11 protein-coding genes are annotated in these 16005 nt (G+C 60.5%); 2 read left to right on the top strand and 9 right to left on the bottom strand.

All coding sequences use genetic code 11. The features are described 5' to 3' along the window. The coding region (locus AB5Z54_RS01910; RefSeq protein WP_368159924.1) for a hypothetical protein at positions 1–1252 on the bottom strand (1252 nt) is incomplete at its 3' end. A gap of 556 nt (positions 1253–1808) precedes the next feature. Continuing rightward, positions 1809–3239, bottom strand: coding sequence for a 6-phospho-beta-glucosidase (locus AB5Z54_RS01905; protein WP_368159922.1), 1431 nt, complete (start codon positions 3237–3239; stop codon positions 1809–1811). 382 nt (positions 3240–3621) lie between these two features. On the opposite strand from AB5Z54_RS01905, the gene AB5Z54_RS01900 reads away from it, so the two are divergent. Then, positions 3622–4728, top strand: a complete 1107-nt coding sequence (locus AB5Z54_RS01900; protein WP_117848350.1) for an ATP-binding protein — start codon at positions 3622–3624, stop codon at positions 4726–4728. Between the two features lie 116 nt (positions 4729–4844). On the opposite strand, the gene AB5Z54_RS01895 is transcribed toward AB5Z54_RS01900, so the two are convergent. The 4 genes from AB5Z54_RS01895 to AB5Z54_RS01880 all read right to left on the bottom strand — a co-directional run bounded on the left by AB5Z54_RS01895 (position 4845) and on the right by AB5Z54_RS01880 (position 8192). Further along, positions 4845–5489 carry a DUF4867 family protein gene (locus AB5Z54_RS01895; protein WP_368151887.1) on the bottom strand — a complete coding sequence of 215 codons (645 nt, stop codon included), beginning with the start codon at positions 5487–5489 and terminating at the stop codon, positions 4845–4847. Positions 5490–5633: 144 nt separating this feature from the next. Further along, complete coding sequence (locus AB5Z54_RS01890) at positions 5634–6122, bottom strand: S-ribosylhomocysteine lyase (protein ID WP_368159919.1); 489 nt, start codon at positions 6120–6122, stop codon at positions 5634–5636. A 102-nt stretch (positions 6123–6224) separates the two neighbouring features. Continuing rightward, a complete protein-coding gene (locus AB5Z54_RS01885; RefSeq protein ID WP_368159917.1) occupies positions 6225–7199 on the bottom strand; it encodes a nucleoside hydrolase in 975 nt (324 codons plus the stop codon). A gap of 30 nt (positions 7200–7229) precedes the next feature. Further along, positions 7230–8192: a ribokinase gene (locus tag AB5Z54_RS01880; RefSeq protein WP_368159914.1), complete on the bottom strand. Its 963-nt coding sequence runs from the start codon at positions 8190–8192 to the stop codon at positions 7230–7232. Between the two features lie 187 nt (positions 8193–8379). Between AB5Z54_RS01880 and AB5Z54_RS01875 the strand changes: the two genes are divergently transcribed. Then, positions 8380–10596, top strand: coding sequence for an acyltransferase family protein (locus tag AB5Z54_RS01875; protein WP_148332913.1), 2217 nt, complete (start codon positions 8380–8382; stop codon positions 10594–10596). A 543-nt stretch (positions 10597–11139) separates the two neighbouring features. On the opposite strand, the gene AB5Z54_RS01870 is transcribed toward AB5Z54_RS01875, so the two are convergent. The 3 genes from AB5Z54_RS01870 to AB5Z54_RS01860 all read right to left on the bottom strand — a co-directional run bounded on the left by AB5Z54_RS01870 (position 11140) and on the right by AB5Z54_RS01860 (position 15990). Continuing rightward, positions 11140–12336: an Nramp family divalent metal transporter gene (locus AB5Z54_RS01870; protein ID WP_117637211.1), complete on the bottom strand. Its 1197-nt coding sequence runs from the start codon at positions 12334–12336 to the stop codon at positions 11140–11142. A gap of 74 nt (positions 12337–12410) precedes the next feature. Next, complete coding sequence (locus AB5Z54_RS01865) at positions 12411–14255, bottom strand: magnesium transporter (protein WP_368159911.1); 1845 nt, start codon at positions 14253–14255, stop codon at positions 12411–12413. 328 nt (positions 14256–14583) lie between these two features. Further along, positions 14584–15990 carry a polysaccharide deacetylase family protein gene (locus tag AB5Z54_RS01860; protein WP_368159909.1) on the bottom strand — a complete coding sequence of 469 codons (1407 nt, stop codon included), beginning with the start codon at positions 15988–15990 and terminating at the stop codon, positions 14584–14586. Between the last annotated feature and the right edge of the window lie 15 nt (positions 15991–16005).

The following is a 16005-nucleotide window of genomic DNA, read 5'->3' as shown; positions in this document are numbered from 1 at the left end:
GCGTTGTGGCGATGTCCTGAACGCTCTGGTCCGAAACGACCAAGGCCTCAAGAATATCGCGCTCGCGCTCTGTAAGCCCAAAGGTGGCGACGAAGGAATCGAGGCGTTCATCGGACGTGAGCTCCGCTGCCTCCACGGGCTCGGGGTCGGAGCATGTGGGCGCAAGATCCCCACCAAGATCGTCGGTGGCAAGCGGCAGGCCATCCTGCATCACGGCATCGTCGGCTCGTTGCCCCAACTGCCCCAGCAGCGTAATCGCAATGCCCACAAACATCACGAGCGCCGCACCGACCGCAGCCAGCACGTTTTGACTCGAGATGATCGCCACCGCCGGCGCCGTCACGAGCATCGAGCACACGTTGTTGACGACGCGACCCATGCACGGCCAAAAATATGACCAGCGCGCATAGAGCGAGACGGCGGCATATTTTGTGGTAAAGAACACCACGAAAAAGCCCGAGCCCAGATAAAAGATGATCGTGGCAGCGAGCTCGTTGCCGCCATTGCCGTCGACGATGAGCACAAAGAACGAAAGCGTGGACAGTATGGCGGCACATGTCATGCCGATATTCATATACGAGCGGCCGTGCAGGTCAAATAGTGCGCCGGCGACCAACGAGCTCACGACAAGCAGCAGGCGCGGCCAATCGCCCAAATCGACGGCTCCGACAGCATGCAAGGTCGTGAAGCCCGCGTTGAGAGCGGCGAATACGCTGGAAAGATACGCCGTCGCCACGGTCAGGCGAACTACGGCGCGACGGAATGCCGCCTTTGCCTCGGGATCGTCATGCCACTTGGCGCCATATTCCAGAGCATCTACCGAAAGCCCGGCAGCACTGGGTTCAAAGTTGGGGTCGGACTCGTCGCGCAGCTTGGCGCGTCGGGCACCGTGGAGCAACGCCACCTGCGCGATCGCACAGACGACCAGAACAGCCTGCTGAGGAATACCGACAGGCATCACCATGTGGTTGATCACCTGTACCAGAACGCCCATGGCATAGGAAAGTGCGGCGGCGCGCGCCAGGCAGGGCGTCTGCGCAAAACGCCGCGCAAGATTGGCATGGGCGGTCGATCCGCAATAGCCCAGGGCGCAGCACGCCACCAGGCCGCCGGCAATTACTACCTCAAACCGCACTGCCGTAATCATCAGCAGCAACGCCGATACCAACAGCACGCCTGTAATATCGCTCGTCGCATCGATCGTCTGGGGAAGGCGATAGTACAGAAATGGGCGCACGAAAAAGCCAATCACGCTCGCGCCGACAACGATGCTCTCGTAGATGACGCCTCACTCGATGGCACGAACTCGGCTATGCGCACATCAAAGAGATACTCGCACGCCAAAAACGTGAAGAAGAACAGCGCCAGGCATATAATCTCCCGAATGCCCCGACGCAGATATGCGGTTGTGTCTCCCATGCCCCTCATGGTTAACCCCCGGCTGCTCAATTGTCTGGAATTCCATTTTAATAAAGAACCAGTCTCAATATCGAAGCCAGGCTCGAAATGTTGCCAATTCGACCCCAGCCGTCCACATCACGCCGCGATTTTGAGCCGCATGGACCAGAAGGAACGCGCGCAACGCCACTTCCTTGATGGGCATCCCGATGCGAACGCGCCCGGCAAGCATTAACTGCTCGCCGGGCGCCTTGGTCAGGAGGCTATGAGGATGAGCACGCGAAATTCACAGCGGTCAGGCCCGCCCCCTAAGGGCCTGAGGTGCTCAAGATTGGGGGCGACAAGCCCGACGAAGCGTACTTAGGTACGCGAGGAGGGTTGGAGCCCCAAGGTTGAGCGCCTCAGTGCCCTTAGGACAGGTCCTCACCGTTCGTTTCGATGACATGCTTGTACCAGTCGAAGCTCTTCTTTTTGGAGCGCTTGAGGGTGCCGTTGCCCGCATCATCGCGGTCCACATAGATAAAGCCATAGCGCTTGGACATCTCGCCCGTGCCGGCAGACACCAGGTCGATCGGGCCCCAGGTGGTGTAGCCCAGCAGGTCAACGCCGTCCTCGGTCACCGCATCGCGCATCGCGGCGATATGCTGGCGCAGGTAGTCGATACGGTAGTCGTCGTTGATGGAGCCATCCTCCTCGACAACATCCTTGGCGCCCAGGCCGTTCTCGACCACAAACAGCGGCTTCTGATAACGGTCGTACAGATCGTTGAGCGTAATACGGAAGCCCAGCGGATCGATGGCCCAGCCCCACTGGCTCTCCTGCAGGTAGGGGTTCTTGGCGCCGGCGAAGGCGTTGCCCTGGGTGCGCTCGACATCGGGGTTATCGGCACCGGCGGAGCAACGGGCGCTGTAATAGCTAAAGCTGATGAAATCGACGGTGTTGGCGGCCAGGATCTCGCGGTCCTCGTCCGTCATGCCCACATCGATACCCAGACGCTCGAGCTTCTTGACGGCATAGGCCGGGTAGTAGCCACGGCTCTGAACGTCGACGAAGAAGTAATTGTCCTGATTGTCGAGCTGCGCCTGGCGCACATCGCCCGGACGACAGCTGTAGGGGTAGTAGCTACCTGCGGCGAGCATGCAGCCAATCTTGACCTCGGGGGCGATCTCGTGGGCAATCTTGGTTGCCCAAGCGCTGGCAACGAGCTCGTTGTGGGCGGCCAGGTACTCGACAGCCTCCTTGTTCTCGCCCTCCTCAAAGACCAGACCGGCACCCATAAACGGCAGGTGCAAGATCATATTGATCTCGTTAAAGGCAAGCCAGTACTTCACCAGACCCTTGTAGCGGGTAAAGATTGTGGTCGCGAGGTTCTTGTAGAAGTCGATGAGCTTGCGGTTGCGCCAGCCGCCATACTCCTTGATGAGGTGAATCGGGCAGTCGAAGTGCGTGATGGTCACGAGCGGCTCGATGCCGTGCGCCTGACACTCGCGGAACACGTCCTCGTAGAAGGCCAGGCCAGCCTCGTTGGGCTCGGTCTCGTCGCCGTTGGGGAAGATGCGGGTCCACGCCAGGCTCATACGGAAGGTCTTAAAGCCCATCTCGGCAAAGAGGGCAATATCTTCCTTGTAGTGGTGATAGAAATCGATGCCAGTCTGCGCGGGATAGAAATAGCCGTCCTCGAAGTCGAGCATTTTACGCTGGCCGGAGACCACCGCATAGCGCTCGGGGCCGTGCGGAGCCACGTCCACGTTGGCAAGGCCGCGGCCGTCCACGTTGTAGGCGCCCTCGCACTGGTTAGCAGCCGTCGCGCCGCCCCACAGAAAGTCATTACGGAAAGCCATGCATCAATCCTTTCGCACGCTGTTGTCATAGGCTCAGTATCCCTGCAAACAACGTGTCGCTCAACGGCAACGACGTAGGCCGATACTTCTTTTCGCGCACGGGCGCTCGGCAGCCGCCCCGTCTGACACTTTTTGATACCCGCCCGCCCAATCCACCACAAAGGGGGCAGGCACCTTTGTGGTGGTTGGGGGCGGTTTGCCTCGATCTGTAACAGGTAGAGACGATTTAGCCCGCTAGATGTTACAGATCGAGACAGAAGATTCTAGTCGCAGGTGATGTCGAGGTTTTGCCGACGAGGCCTACGTAACCGCCTTCGCTCAGCAATTCATTTGACTGAATAGGAAAGAAAGGAAAAAATAGGAAAAAAAGGAAAGGAGACTTATGACTGAAACCATCTTCTCCCCCTCATTTGGAAATCGCCCGTCCTATCTGGTGGGTCGCGGGAACGTGATTTCGACATTCATCTCCGGTCTTGAGCAGGAGCCGGGCAATCGAGACCGAGCCATGCTCATGCTCGGCCAGCGAGGCAGCGGCAAGACGGTTCTTCTGTGGGAACTTGCCGACCGCGCACGCAAGCTTGGTTTTGTTGTCGCCACACCCACCGTAGCCTCCGAAGATATGCTTGAGCGCATTGTTGAAAAAATCCAAGAAGCAGGCGAGCCTTATGTCAGCAAGCGTCATCTCCCCAAACTTTCTGGCGGTAGCTTGAGCGTCTTCGGCTTCTCAGCCGGTCTCGAGTTCACACGCGATGTGCAGGAGACCAAGAGTTTCCAGTTCAAACTCACGCAGCTGGCGCGCAAGCTGACCGAGCAGGGGCACGGCATCCTCATCCTTATCGATGAGCTCCAAGCTAATTCACCTGAGATTAGACAGCTCGTCACCGCCTATCAAGAGCTGGTCGGTGAGGGACTCAACGTCGCGCTTGTTATGGCAGGTCTCCCGGGAGCCGTCTGTGCAACGCTCAATGACCGCGTGCTGACATTTCTCAACCGCGCTCGCAAGGTCACGCTCGAACCGCTTTCAGTCGGAGATGTCGATGCCTATTATCAGCGGGCTTTCGAAGAGCTCGACCTTGATATTCCAGGCGATCTTCGCCTCCGTGCCGCTCGCGCAACCCAAGGCTCGCCCTATATGCTGCAGCTCATCGGCTATAACATCGGCAATCGCTGCAAGACAGGAGAACACGTAACGCCAGAGCAAGTCGACGGAGCTATCGAAGCGTCAAAAGCCGATTTCGAAAACGATGTTTGCGAAACGACGCTCGCCGCGCTATCGGACCAAGACGTCGCGTTTCTCGACGCAATGACTGATGACGAAGACGCCGTTTCGCGCATTTCCGATGTAGCGAAACGTATGTCAGTCACACCCGACTATGCGCAAAAGTATCGCCGGCGCCTCATCGACGCCGGCGTAATCGAACAGGCGCGCCGCGGTTACGTGCGTTTCGCCGTTCCATATATGGCTGACTATCTGCGCAGCCAACTCTAGGCAGCCACCACAAAGGGGACAGGCACCTTTGTGGCGGCTTGGGCCCGGTTTGTCTCGATCTGTAACAGGTAGAGACGATTTAGCCCGCTAGATGTTACAGATCGAGACAGAAGATTCTAGTCGCAGGCGATATCGAGGTTTTTGCCGATGAGACCTACGTAGCCGCCCTCGGCAGCCTTGGGGCTGTCGGCGTGGCAGAGGACCCACTTGTCGGCCTTCCAGTAGCAGTAGCTGTCACCGGTGGCAGGCATGTCGGCTGCGGCCTCGGGGCGCGGGCCGTTGGTGCCCGCCGGCAGCGCCACCATCACCTGGAAGCCGCCTTCGTCGACCATGCAGGGCGTATAGTGGAGCGTGGTGTTGAAGACCTCGACAACCGTACCCGCCGGCACGCGGAACGCCTTGACGCACGCGGTGTCGAGCTTGCCGTCCTCGATCTCCCAGCGATGCGCCACGAGCAGAATAAAATCGCGGGCGCCCAGGTTAAACTCGCTGGCGCGGTGGTACTCCAGGCAGTTGAGACGCGTGTTGTGGCCGTTGCACCAGCCGAGCTGGAAGGGACGGCCGCCAAACATGAGAAAGCCCAGTTTATCGGCATCCTTGACGCCCTCGAGCTCCGGCGCACTTGCTACGTACTTGCTGCCCTCGGGAATGGGCGTGGCAGAGAGCGCCTCGAGCACGGGCGACGTGAGCTCGGACGAAACGTCATCCCAAACGTTGCCATAGGATTTGAACTCGGGATCGTTGACAGAGTAGATATGCATGTTCGCTCCTGTTCGTAAATGTGACTATACGAACATTCTAGAACAAACATGAGCGATTTTGAACGCTCGTCCTGACCAATCAACAAAAAGGCGCCCCCGCATAAGCGAAGGCGCCCAATGCGCTCGTTTTGGGCGATAAAGCTCTTACGCCTGCTGATAGTGCAGGTGCTTCTCGTCGATATCGGCCAGGTCGCGGTCGAGGTAGCGGCGCGCAAGCCAGTTGGCCATAGGAAGGTTCTGGTCCAGGTAGTTACCGCACTCCTCGGGAGCGGCACCGGGGACATCGCCCTCAAAGTCGGCGACAAACTCAAACAGCTCGCGGACGAGCGGCAAGACCTTCTCGCTCGTCAGCTCGCCAAAGACAACCAGGTAAAAGCCCGTGCGGCAGCCCATGGGGCCAAAGTAGACAATGCGGCTCGACCACTCGGCATGATTGCGAAGGAACGTCGCGCCCAGGTGCTCGATGGTGTGGCACTCGGCCGTGTTCATGACCGGCTCCTTGTTGGGCGTGGTCAGGCGCAGGTCAAACGTGGTGACGGCGGCACCGGTCGCCGGATCGCGGTCGATGCGGCTCACATACACGCCGGGCTCAAGCAGCAGATGATCAACGGAAAAGCTGGCGATGCGCTCCATGGCAAATCCTCTCGATAGTCAAATTGGGACGGGGCTCTTTTATCTGGTTCGAATGGTCGCACCAATCATACCAGTCAAAAAAGCCCGTCCCAAAAAGACAACTTAGCCCAGGACGCGGGCCATGCGCGCCTTGAACTCGGACAGGAAGCGCGGGGCGTCGACGGTCAGCGCCACGAGTGCGCTCTTGTCCGGATCGGACAGGCGGCGCTCATCGCAGATGGTGCGACCGCGATACTCGCCCAGCAGATCAACACGCAGGTTGCAGCCGAGCGCACCTACGAGCGTGGGGTCGATCGCCACGGCAACGGCCAGCGGATCGTGCAGCGCACAACCACCCAGGTAGGGTGCGTTCATCTCGTACGAGCCAATGTAGTGCTCGACCATGCTCGCAAATGCGCAGCCCGCCATGGTGCCCGAGCCCGTCCAGCCGGCAATGTCGCGGCGTGTGAGCACCACGCGATGCGTCACGTCCAGACCCACCATGGTGAGCTTACGGCCCGAGCGCAGCACCGCGTCGGCTGCCTCGGGGTCGCTCGCCATGTTGGCCTCGGCGCCCGCGCTCACGTTACCGGGCACGGTAAGGGCGCCGCCCATCACGACCACGCGGCCGATGGACATCATTGCCGCCGCATCGCGCTCCAGGGCGAGCGCCAGGTTGGAGAGCGGGCCGGTCGCCACGTAAATCAGATCGGGACCATAGGTGCGCGCGGCATCGATCAGATAATCGACCGCAGCGTTACCGTCGGCCGAGGTCGCCCCCACCGGCTCGTAGGGCGACGCGGGCACGCTCGCGCCGCCGATGCCGTTCTTGCCGTGAATGAGCGCGGTGGACGCCGGCGGCGTATAGGGCTCAGTCGCCTGCAGAGGACGGTCGGCACCCAGGTACACCGGAACCTCGGGGCGACCCAGCAGATCGAGCACCGCCAGGCAATTGTGCGCCGATTGCTCGACGCGCACGTTGCCAAAGCACGTGGTGATGCCCACGAGCTCCACCTCGGGGCTCGCGATGGCATAGGCCAGCGCCATCGCATCGTCCACTCCCATATCCAGATCAAGGATCAGCTTCTTGATTGCCATTGTTCTACTCCGCTTCTCCGTCTTTATCGTTTAACCAAACCAATGTTCAACTTCGGCGCGCGTGGGAATCGATTGCTGAGCGCCCAGGCGCGACACCGTCACTGCCGAGGCGCGAGCACCCGCGGCCATGCACTCAAAGAGCGGCAGGCCCTCTAGGCGAGCCGCCGCCAACGCGCCGATAAACGTATCGCCGGCGGCCGTGGTATCGACTACCGTGCTCGAAAGCGCCGGCATGCGCAGCAGCTCGCCGTCATCACCGAGCGTAACCGAGCCGGCACCACCCAGCGTGATGACCGCAGCTCCGGCGCCCTTGTCGAGCAGCGCATTGAGCGCGGCGACGCAACTCGCATCATCCGTGGGCAGAATGCCCGTCAGCACCTGGCACTCGGTCTCGTTGGGGCAGACCAAGTCGACCGCAGGCCAGACCTCCGCAGGCAACTCACAAGCAGGCGCCGGATTAAAGACCGCATAGAACCCCAGCTCGTGAGCGCAAACAAGCGCATCGGCCGTCGCTGCAAGGTCACATTCACCCTGGGCGATAAAGACGCTTCCGGCAGCCGGGGCAATCTCGCCGGCGTCTCCGTCGAGCCCATCGGCCACCAGACGTCTCAGCGCGCAGGCAACGTCCTCACCCGCAAGCGCATGGTTGGCACCCGGTGACAGCACGATGCGGTTATCGCTCTCGCAGCGAATGATGGTCGCGGTACCGGTCTCCACGTCATCGCGACGCGCCACAAACTCAACGCCCACGCCGGCATCCTGAAGTCCCGCCACCAGCGCATCGCCAAACGTATCGCGCCCAACCGCGCCGATCATGCACGTGCGCGCACCCATGCGCGCGGCGGCGACGGCCTGGTTAGCGCCCTTGCCACCGGCGTTGGTGATAAAACCGCTGCCGCCGACAGTCTCGCCCGCGCGCGGCATGCGCTCGCACGCCACCGAAAGGTCCATGTTCATGCTGCCGAACACCACAACGATGCTGTGATCCGCCATGGAAACCTCCTCGTCTTTAGGCTTTGTGCCCACCGTCGACCATCGATTGTGCACTCTCGCACCCCCTATAACTTTAGTTCACTTTGATGTGGACGCGCGCTTGAGCTTGCGCCAGCAGCAAGCATTCACAGGAGCAGGCAGCTACAATGAATACGTGCTGATTATTCTCGTCATTGGATGATGTTTTATGGAACAATTCTCGCAATCGGGCTCGCGCGGTCGACGCCGCACGGGCAACGAGCCGGCGCCGCACGAACGCGTGAAGAGCGAACGCCGTGCCAACGAGCCGCGACGCACCACGAGCCCCCATCGCGCTTCTGCCAACAACGCGGGCCGCGCCAACACTCCCGCCGCGGAGCAGACGCCTGCTCGCCCCAAGTCCCGCTACATCCCTGCACTCGACGGCCTGCGTACGCTCGCCGTCGTCGCGGTGGTGCTCTATCACCTTAACCTCACGTGGGCTCAGGGCGGCCTGCTCGGCGTCACGATCTTCTTTGTGCTTTCGGGCTATCTGATCACGCGCTTGCTGCTCAACGAAGTCGCTAAGACCGGCCGCATCGACCTCAAGAGCTTCTGGATCCGCCGCATCCGTCGCCTGGTCCCCGCCGTGGTGACCGTCGTGGTGGTGACCTGTGCTCTGTGCACCGTCTTCAACCACGTGATGCTCACCAAGATGCGCCCCGACATCCTGCCGTCGCTGTTGTTCTTCAACAACTGGTGGCAGATTGCCCAAAACGTCTCGTACTTCAATGCTCTGGGCGACCCCTCGCCGCTCACGCACTTTTGGTCGCTTGCCATCGAGGAACAGTTCTACCTGATTTGGCCGCCACTGCTGTTTGCCATGGTATCCATGCATGTGAGCAAACCCAACACGCGCCGCGTGGTTCTGGGCCTTGCCGCGGTATCTGCCCTCGCCATGATGGTGCTCTATAACCCCGCCGCCGACCCCAGCCGCGTGTACTACGGCACCGACACCCGTGTGTTCTCGCTGCTGCTGGGTGCCTGGATGGCCTTTATCCCCGATCGCGACCTGGCGCCGGTGCGTCTCGCTCGTCGTTTGGGGCTCAATCGCCTAGCTGGCGCCGCCAAGCACGGCAAGAACGCCGAGGGCAAGCCTGGCGAGAAGGCCGACGAAGCAGCCGAGACCGCCCCGGCACAGCCGAGCGCCCTCGTGCGTTTTTGGTCCTCGCCCGCATCCATCGATGTGTTGGGCGTCGTGGGTCTGGTTGGCCTTGCCGCCATGGTCGCGCTCACCAACGGCTACACCGCCTTCCAGTATCGCGGAGGCACGCTGCTGTGCTCGATCCTCACACTCATGGTCATCGCGGCCTGCGTGCAGCCCCAGGGAATGGTTGCCCGCGCGCTATCCGCCGAGCCACTCGTGTGGGTTGGCAAGCGCTCCTACAGCATCTACCTGTGGCACTATCCGCTGCTGCTCCTCATGAACCCGGTCGCCAACATCAACGATACGCCGTGGTGGCAGTACATTTTGCAGGTGTTGTTGGTGGTCGCCGTGGCAGAGTGCTGCTATCGCTTTATCGAGACTCCGTTTAGGAAGGGCGCCTTTGGGCGCACCGTCGCCGAATTCCGCGATGGCACCACCACGCCCGCCAACTGGGCACGCACGCACATCCCTGTCTGCGCAGCCTACGCTGTCGTGTTGGTCGTTGCACTGGGCGGCCTGATCTTTGTGCCCGAGACGTCTGCGCTGAGCGGCGAGGGCGCCGAAGTTCTGAACAAGGAAGCCAAGAACACCGCGCCCACCGACCAGCAGGCGGCCGACGACACCGACAAGGACAACGACGGCTTCCCCGATGGCTCCTACGATCTGCTTATGATCGGCGACTCCGTGTCGCTGCGTGCCGTAGACACCTTTGACGGCGTGTTCCCGCACAGCCATATCGATGCCGAAAAGGGCCGCCAGTTTGATGCGGGGCGCGCGACATTTGAGGGCTATATCCAGCAGAACCTTGCCGGCAAGATCGTGGTCTTTGCCCTGGGCACCAACGGCTTGGTAACCGACGACCAGATCGACGCCATCATGGCCGATGCGGGAGATAAGCGTATTGTGGTGTTTGTGAACACGCGCAGCCCGCAGCCGTGGGTTGGCTCTACCAACCAGGCCATCGCCAACGCCGCCACGCGCTACAAGAACGTGCGCGTTATCGACTGGTACGGATACAGCGCCAACCGCAACGACCTGTTCGATGGCGATGGCACGCACCTATCGACCACTGGCGTGACTGAGTACCTCAACTTGATCCACGACGCAGTCAAGAAGGACCTGCCCGTGCATCCCGAGGATCACGTCAACGATCCGCAGCCGGCAGCCGTCAAGTCTGCCACCGACGCACTCATCAATGCGCTTGCCTTCAAGCCGCACAAGTTGGGCACCGACAAGTAACCTGCAGCGCAAACTTCCCACATCCGGAGGGGGCGTCTGCCACGGCAGACGCCCCCTCCGGCAGTTAGGGACGTTCCTTATGTACCGGTACCTAGGGACACTCCTGGCGCAGCCAATGAAGACCTCTACGGATGAATTCCAGGCCGCTCCGTCGCTCCAGACATCGTTTCCGCGCCTCGCGCCTGCCCCAAACAATCAAAACAAGCCCTTTTCGCCGCACCCTCAAAGGTCTGTGGGCAAAAAAGGGCAAATATGAGTACTGTTACCATTTTAGTAGCAGGCAAAACCACCCAAAATGACGTCCGAGCGAACCCTACAACCCCCTAAAGCAGCCAACCTGACTGGTTTAAGGCGTATTGGAGCCAATTTTAATGAACATACTATAGGTTATGTTTATTATCTTCTTGAATGTAAATGCTATTCACTTAGCAACAGTACTCATATTTGGCATTTTTTGCCCACTGCTATATAACTAACACCCTATAGCAGACAAAAACAGCCCGCAGCCCACCGCTGCGGCCTGTTTGGAGTCCAAAAGAGGCGCTAAGCGCTGTAACCCATCGCCTGCAGAACAAACATGACGACCGTGAGCACCGTAATCACACCGATAGTCGCCCAAGTGAGCACATTCCACACGCGGCCGTTGCGGTTAGTGCCCATAATGTGACGGTCAGCGGCAATAACCACCTGGAACACCAGAACCACGGGCAGTAGCACGCCATTGATGACCTGCGAGGTCATCATAATCTGGAACAGATCGACGCCGGGCATAAGCACCAGCACGGCAGAGATACCGATGATGGCCGTAATGATGCCGCGATAGACCGGGGCCTCGTCCCAGCTGCGGTCGGCACCGCGCTCCCAGCCAAATGCCTCGCAGATAGCGCTCGACGTAACGCCCGGCAGCACGCAGGCAGCCAAGAAGCTCGCCGCGACCAGGCCCGAGGCAAACAGTACCGTGGACCACTGACCCGCAATAGGCTCCAGCGCACGGGCAGCATCGGCAGCATCGCTAATCTGAATGCCCGCCGGGAACAACACCGTACCGGTCGTGATGATAATAAAGCCGGCAATGACATCGGCGGCAAGCGAGCCGCTCACGGTATCGATGCGCTGCAGCACGATATCGTCCTCGCCCGCGTTCTTGTCGACCACGTTGTTCTGCGCCAAGAAAATCATCCACGGCGCGATGGTGGTACCGATCGTTGCGACCACGAGCGACACGTAGCTGGGGTCATTTTGAATGTTAGGCACGACCAGGTCGACCGCGACCTCACCCCAGTTGGGGCCAGCCATAAACGCGGCGACAATATAGGTCACGAAGACGCAGCTTACCAGCAGCAGAATCTTCTCGATGCGCTGGAAACTACCCGACATGGTAAGCATCCACACCAGCAGCGCCACCAACGGCACCGAGATGCTCGCCGGCACGCCAAAGAGAGCAAGGCCGCTGGCGATACCCGCAAACTCCGAAATGGTCACAGCCGTGTTGGCGATCAACAGCGCCGCCATAGCAAGTACACTCTTGCGCACGCCAAAGCGCTCGCGGATGAGCGATGCCAGGCCCTTGCCCGTGACGCAGCCGCAGCGCGCCGCGGTCTCCTGCGTCACGATGAGCAGCACAGTCATGACGGGAAGCATCCAGAGCATCTTGTAGCCATAGCTGGCGCCCGCACTGGAATACGTTGCAATGCCGCCGGCGTCATTGCCCGAAAGCGCCGCCAGCAGACCGGGGCCCATAGCGCCAAAGATGGCCGCGATGGTCAACTTTTGCTTGGTGCCCGACTTTTGCTTGGTATTTTGCACGCGACCACCTAGCCAATGACCGACATGGTGAGCAGCACCGCAGCGGCGCAGTACGCTACGCACGAGATCATGACGGCAATAACGTTCATGGCGGTGCCCGACGTGTTGAGGTCATGCTCGTCACGCCAGAACAGCACCATCAGGTAAATCACGGCGCTCATGTTGCCAACCAGGCAAATGATGGCAGCGATATTAAAGGACCCGGTAAAGAGTTGCTCCTCAAACATGAGCGCATCGGGGAACGCGGCGGTGCGCACCAGCTGGGCGCACAGGTAGGTCACGAGTGACAGAATCAGGCCCATGCCCGTGCTCTGGAAGAAGAACCCCAGATACGGCTTGGGCTCGTCGTCGTGACCGTCATACTCCAAGAAGTAGTTCTTGACGAACGACACCATGCGCGAGGCAGCAAGCAGCACGAGCGGCATGGCGCACATGGGGAACACCACCAGATGCGCGGAGCCGAGCGCCGTCCCCAGCACCGTTGCCATGATGCACGAGGCAATGCCCCACACGACAACCCAGTACTGGCGATGCACAAACCAGCTGAGCACGTTCGTCGAGTCGTCCGACGCGCTATCGCCCGAGCCGACACCGGCGATCTGCAGGTCCTCCTGATGCTCCTCGGCGATAACGTCCATGGCGTCGTCGAAGGTCACGATGCCCAGGATATGACGGTTCTCGTCGCAGACAGGGATGGCAACCAGGTCGTACTTGGTCATCTCGTCCGTCACGTCTTCCTGGTCCTCGTCGGGCGACACGTAGACCAGGTCGCGATAGGCGAGCTGGCCCAGCGTGGCATCGCGGTCGGCCACGATCAACGTGCGCAGCGAGAGCACGCCGGTGAGCATGCCGCTCGGATCCTCGGTATAGACGTAATAGACACTCTCGAAGTCCTCATCGAGTTTGCGAATCGCCTCGATGGCATCGCCGACCGTCGCCGTGGCGGGCAGCGAGACAAACTCCGAGGTCATGATGCGGCCGGCGGTGTTGTCCTCATAGCCCAGCAGGTTACGAATCGCCTTCTCCTCCTTGACGCCCATCAGGCGCAGGAGCTTCTCGGCCTTCTCGTAATCGAGCTCGTCGATCAGGTCGGCGGCGTCGTCCGGGTCCATCATGGCCAGCATCGACGATGCGTCCGTGTCGGACAGGCCCTCGAGCATCTCGGTCATAAGCTCGTCGTCATCGAACTCCGAGATGGCCTCGGCGGCCTGGGCAGTATCGAGCTGTGCAAACACCTGCGCACGCAGGCGCGGGTCGAGCTGCTCGATAATGTCGGCGATGTCGGCAGGGTGCAGCTCGCCGAGCGTCTTATGCGACACCGAGAGTTGAATGTTCTTGGTCGAGCGATCGAGCAGGTCCATGTAGGACCAAGCGATGATGTCCTCACTGAGCGGCTTGCCCAGGTGCTTCATAAAGCCTTCGACGATATGCTCGAGTGCGGGGCTGATCGCGCGTAGCAGACCGCGGGCGCCCACTTCGGCGCCCAGCAGGCGCAGCTGATTTTCGCCCGACATGGAAAACTTGATGTCGTTTACGCGCACGACTTTCATGCCCTGCGTGTCGACAATCTGCTTGTTGAGCACGTCGCGGGCAAGCAAGAGTTCGGTCGGCTGCAGGTACGAAAAACGGATTTCGGTGGCCGACGTCTTAAGGTGTACACCCGTCTCGTCGATACGGTCGACCCATTTGCGCCAGCTGATCATAAACGGCGTCTTGCCGGGACCGCGGAACGCGAGCGACGTCACGTGCGGAAAAACTTCGCCGGTAGCAATACCAAAATCGTTCACCACGCCGAGCTTTTCTCCATCGACGTCCAAGACCGGCAATTTGAGCATCTCACTCAGATAATTCAATGGTGCTCCCCATCATTATTCCTCCGGACGCGGCCGCATGTGCGACGTCCGGGGGCTTCTGGATATGTATACGCATGCGCGGGCGGCACGCCGCTCGACGCTTACACCCCGTGCATGCGCAAAAAGCACCTGCATGGGGTCATCGACTGTATGGTCGAGGTTTGGATTTCACCTGTAACCTTTCTCTTGACCCTCATTAACCGCAGTAACTATAGCATCAGCATCGCCCTGCGGCATCGAATTTATGCGCTGCACATTGCAGGCATACCAAACGCTGACGCATCCGTGACATAGTCATTGGGGACGTTCTTAAATGACTACCCAATGACTACTCTGTGGTATCTTCGTCCTCGGCAAGCTGGGGGAACACGGCGTCCTTGGGCATGGTGACCTTCGTCAGCGAGGTGAGCTTTTTGCTCAGCGACGTGTCCGTCTTGACCAGGTCGCTGAGCGTCACGATCTTGTAGCCGTCGGCAATGAGGCCGTCGATAATCTGCGGCAGCGCCTCGAGCATCTGCTCGGCGCATTCGTCTCTATCGGTGAGCAGCACGATATTGCCCGGCGTCACCGAATCGAGCACCGTCGAGACCTGCTCGTCGGCACCGTTGAGCAGCCAGTCGCCCGAGTCAATATTCCACGAGACCACGGCGGAGACCAGGTCCATCGCATCAATCCAGTTTTGCTCGTCAAAGGCAGCGTAGGGAGCACGCAGCAGCATCGTCTTCACGCCGGTCGCCGACTTAATCGCATCGGTGCCTTTCGTGATCTGTTCGCGCACCGCCTCACGGTCCTGACCCTTGAGCGAATCGTCGCTGTAGCTGTTGGATCCGATCTCGCACCCGGCGTCGACAATCGCCTTGGCCGTGGCAGGCGAGGCCTCGGCCGCATCGCCCGAAAGGAAGAACGTCGCGGTGACGCCCTTTTCCTTGAGCACCTGCAAGGTCTGTTTGGTGGCGCCGCTCGGACCCTCGTCAAACGTCAGCGCCACGTACTTTTTGTTGCCCTTGGGCGCCACGCTGGCGCACGCAACAACGCAATCGGTGGCGGGCACAACCTCGCCGCGGTCCTGCGTCTTGCCCGACTGCTCACCAACCCACACCTCGGAGCGGCCCCGGACACCCCACGTCTGCACACACTCGATAGCGCCCGTGCCCTCGACCTTGAGCTTGGGCTCGATAACCGTAGCCTGAACCTCGTGCTTCTCGTAGGTGTTACGGCCATCCTTGACCGTCACCTTCTCGCCGCCCTCGAGTTCGCGGCTATCCCATTTGCCCTGCTTCACGCGCTTGCCGTCGACCTTCACCGACAGCTTTTCGCCCCCATGGCGCTTGAGCACGCTGTCATCGACGGCTAGCAGGTCGCCTGCGTCGTAGGTGTCAGTCAACTCCTGGTCGTCGATGAGATTCTGCAGCGTAGAGCCCACGCGCACCGCGGTCTTCTGGCCGTTGAGCTCCACGTCCACGCTGCGGTTGACGTAGCCCACGACGGCAGCGATAAACAGCACGAGCGCACAGCCCACGGCAATGAGCGCGTATGGCAAGCGAGACGAACGACGGGGTGTACGGCTGTTGCCGATGCGAGCGCTGCGGTCGCTAAAGCCGCGGCTATGGTTGAGATACATCGCGCCGGGCTTACGGTGACGCTTGCGCTGACCGCTGGGCAGCTGCCCCAGATCGCGGCGCGCCGTCGGACGCGCACCCGAACGCCCGTTTAAGTTGGATCCGTTTTGGCGCATGTGCCCTCCCCCATA

The sequence above is a fragment of the Collinsella aerofaciens genome, assembly GCF_040910185.1.
GTDB lineage: Bacteria > Actinomycetota > Coriobacteriia > Coriobacteriales > Coriobacteriaceae > Collinsella > Collinsella aerofaciens_BF.
Note: the sequence above shows the minus strand (reverse complement) of the source record. Positions and strands in the feature narration are given on the sequence as shown.

Bases quoted from the DNA above. Each gene is read 5' to 3' on its own strand.
- AB5Z54_RS01905 (WP_368159922.1), bottom strand. From the start codon at position 3,239: ATGGCTTTCCGTAATGACTTTCTGTGGGGCGGCGCGACGGCTGCTAAC.
- AB5Z54_RS01860 (WP_368159909.1), bottom strand. From the start codon at position 15,990: ATGCGCCAAAACGGATCCAACTTAAACGGGCGTTCGGGTGCGCGTCCG.
- AB5Z54_RS01890 (WP_368159919.1), bottom strand. From the start codon at position 6,122: ATGGAGCGCATCGCCAGCTTTTCCGTTGATCATCTGCTGCTTGAGCCC.
- AB5Z54_RS01885 (WP_368159917.1), bottom strand. From the start codon at position 7,199: ATGGCAATCAAGAAGCTGATCCTTGATCTGGATATGGGAGTGGACGAT.
- AB5Z54_RS01880 (WP_368159914.1), bottom strand. From the start codon at position 8,192: ATGGCGGATCACAGCATCGTTGTGGTGTTCGGCAGCATGAACATGGAC.
- AB5Z54_RS01870 (WP_117637211.1), bottom strand. From the start codon at position 12,336: ATGGGCCCCGGTCTGCTGGCGGCGCTTTCGGGCAATGACGCCGGCGGC.
- AB5Z54_RS01900 (WP_117848350.1), top strand. From the start codon at position 3,622: ATGACTGAAACCATCTTCTCCCCCTCATTTGGAAATCGCCCGTCCTAT.
- AB5Z54_RS01875 (WP_148332913.1), top strand. From the start codon at position 8,380: ATGGAACAATTCTCGCAATCGGGCTCGCGCGGTCGACGCCGCACGGGC.
- AB5Z54_RS01895 (WP_368151887.1), bottom strand. From the start codon at position 5,489: ATGCATATCTACTCTGTCAACGATCCCGAGTTCAAATCCTATGGCAAC.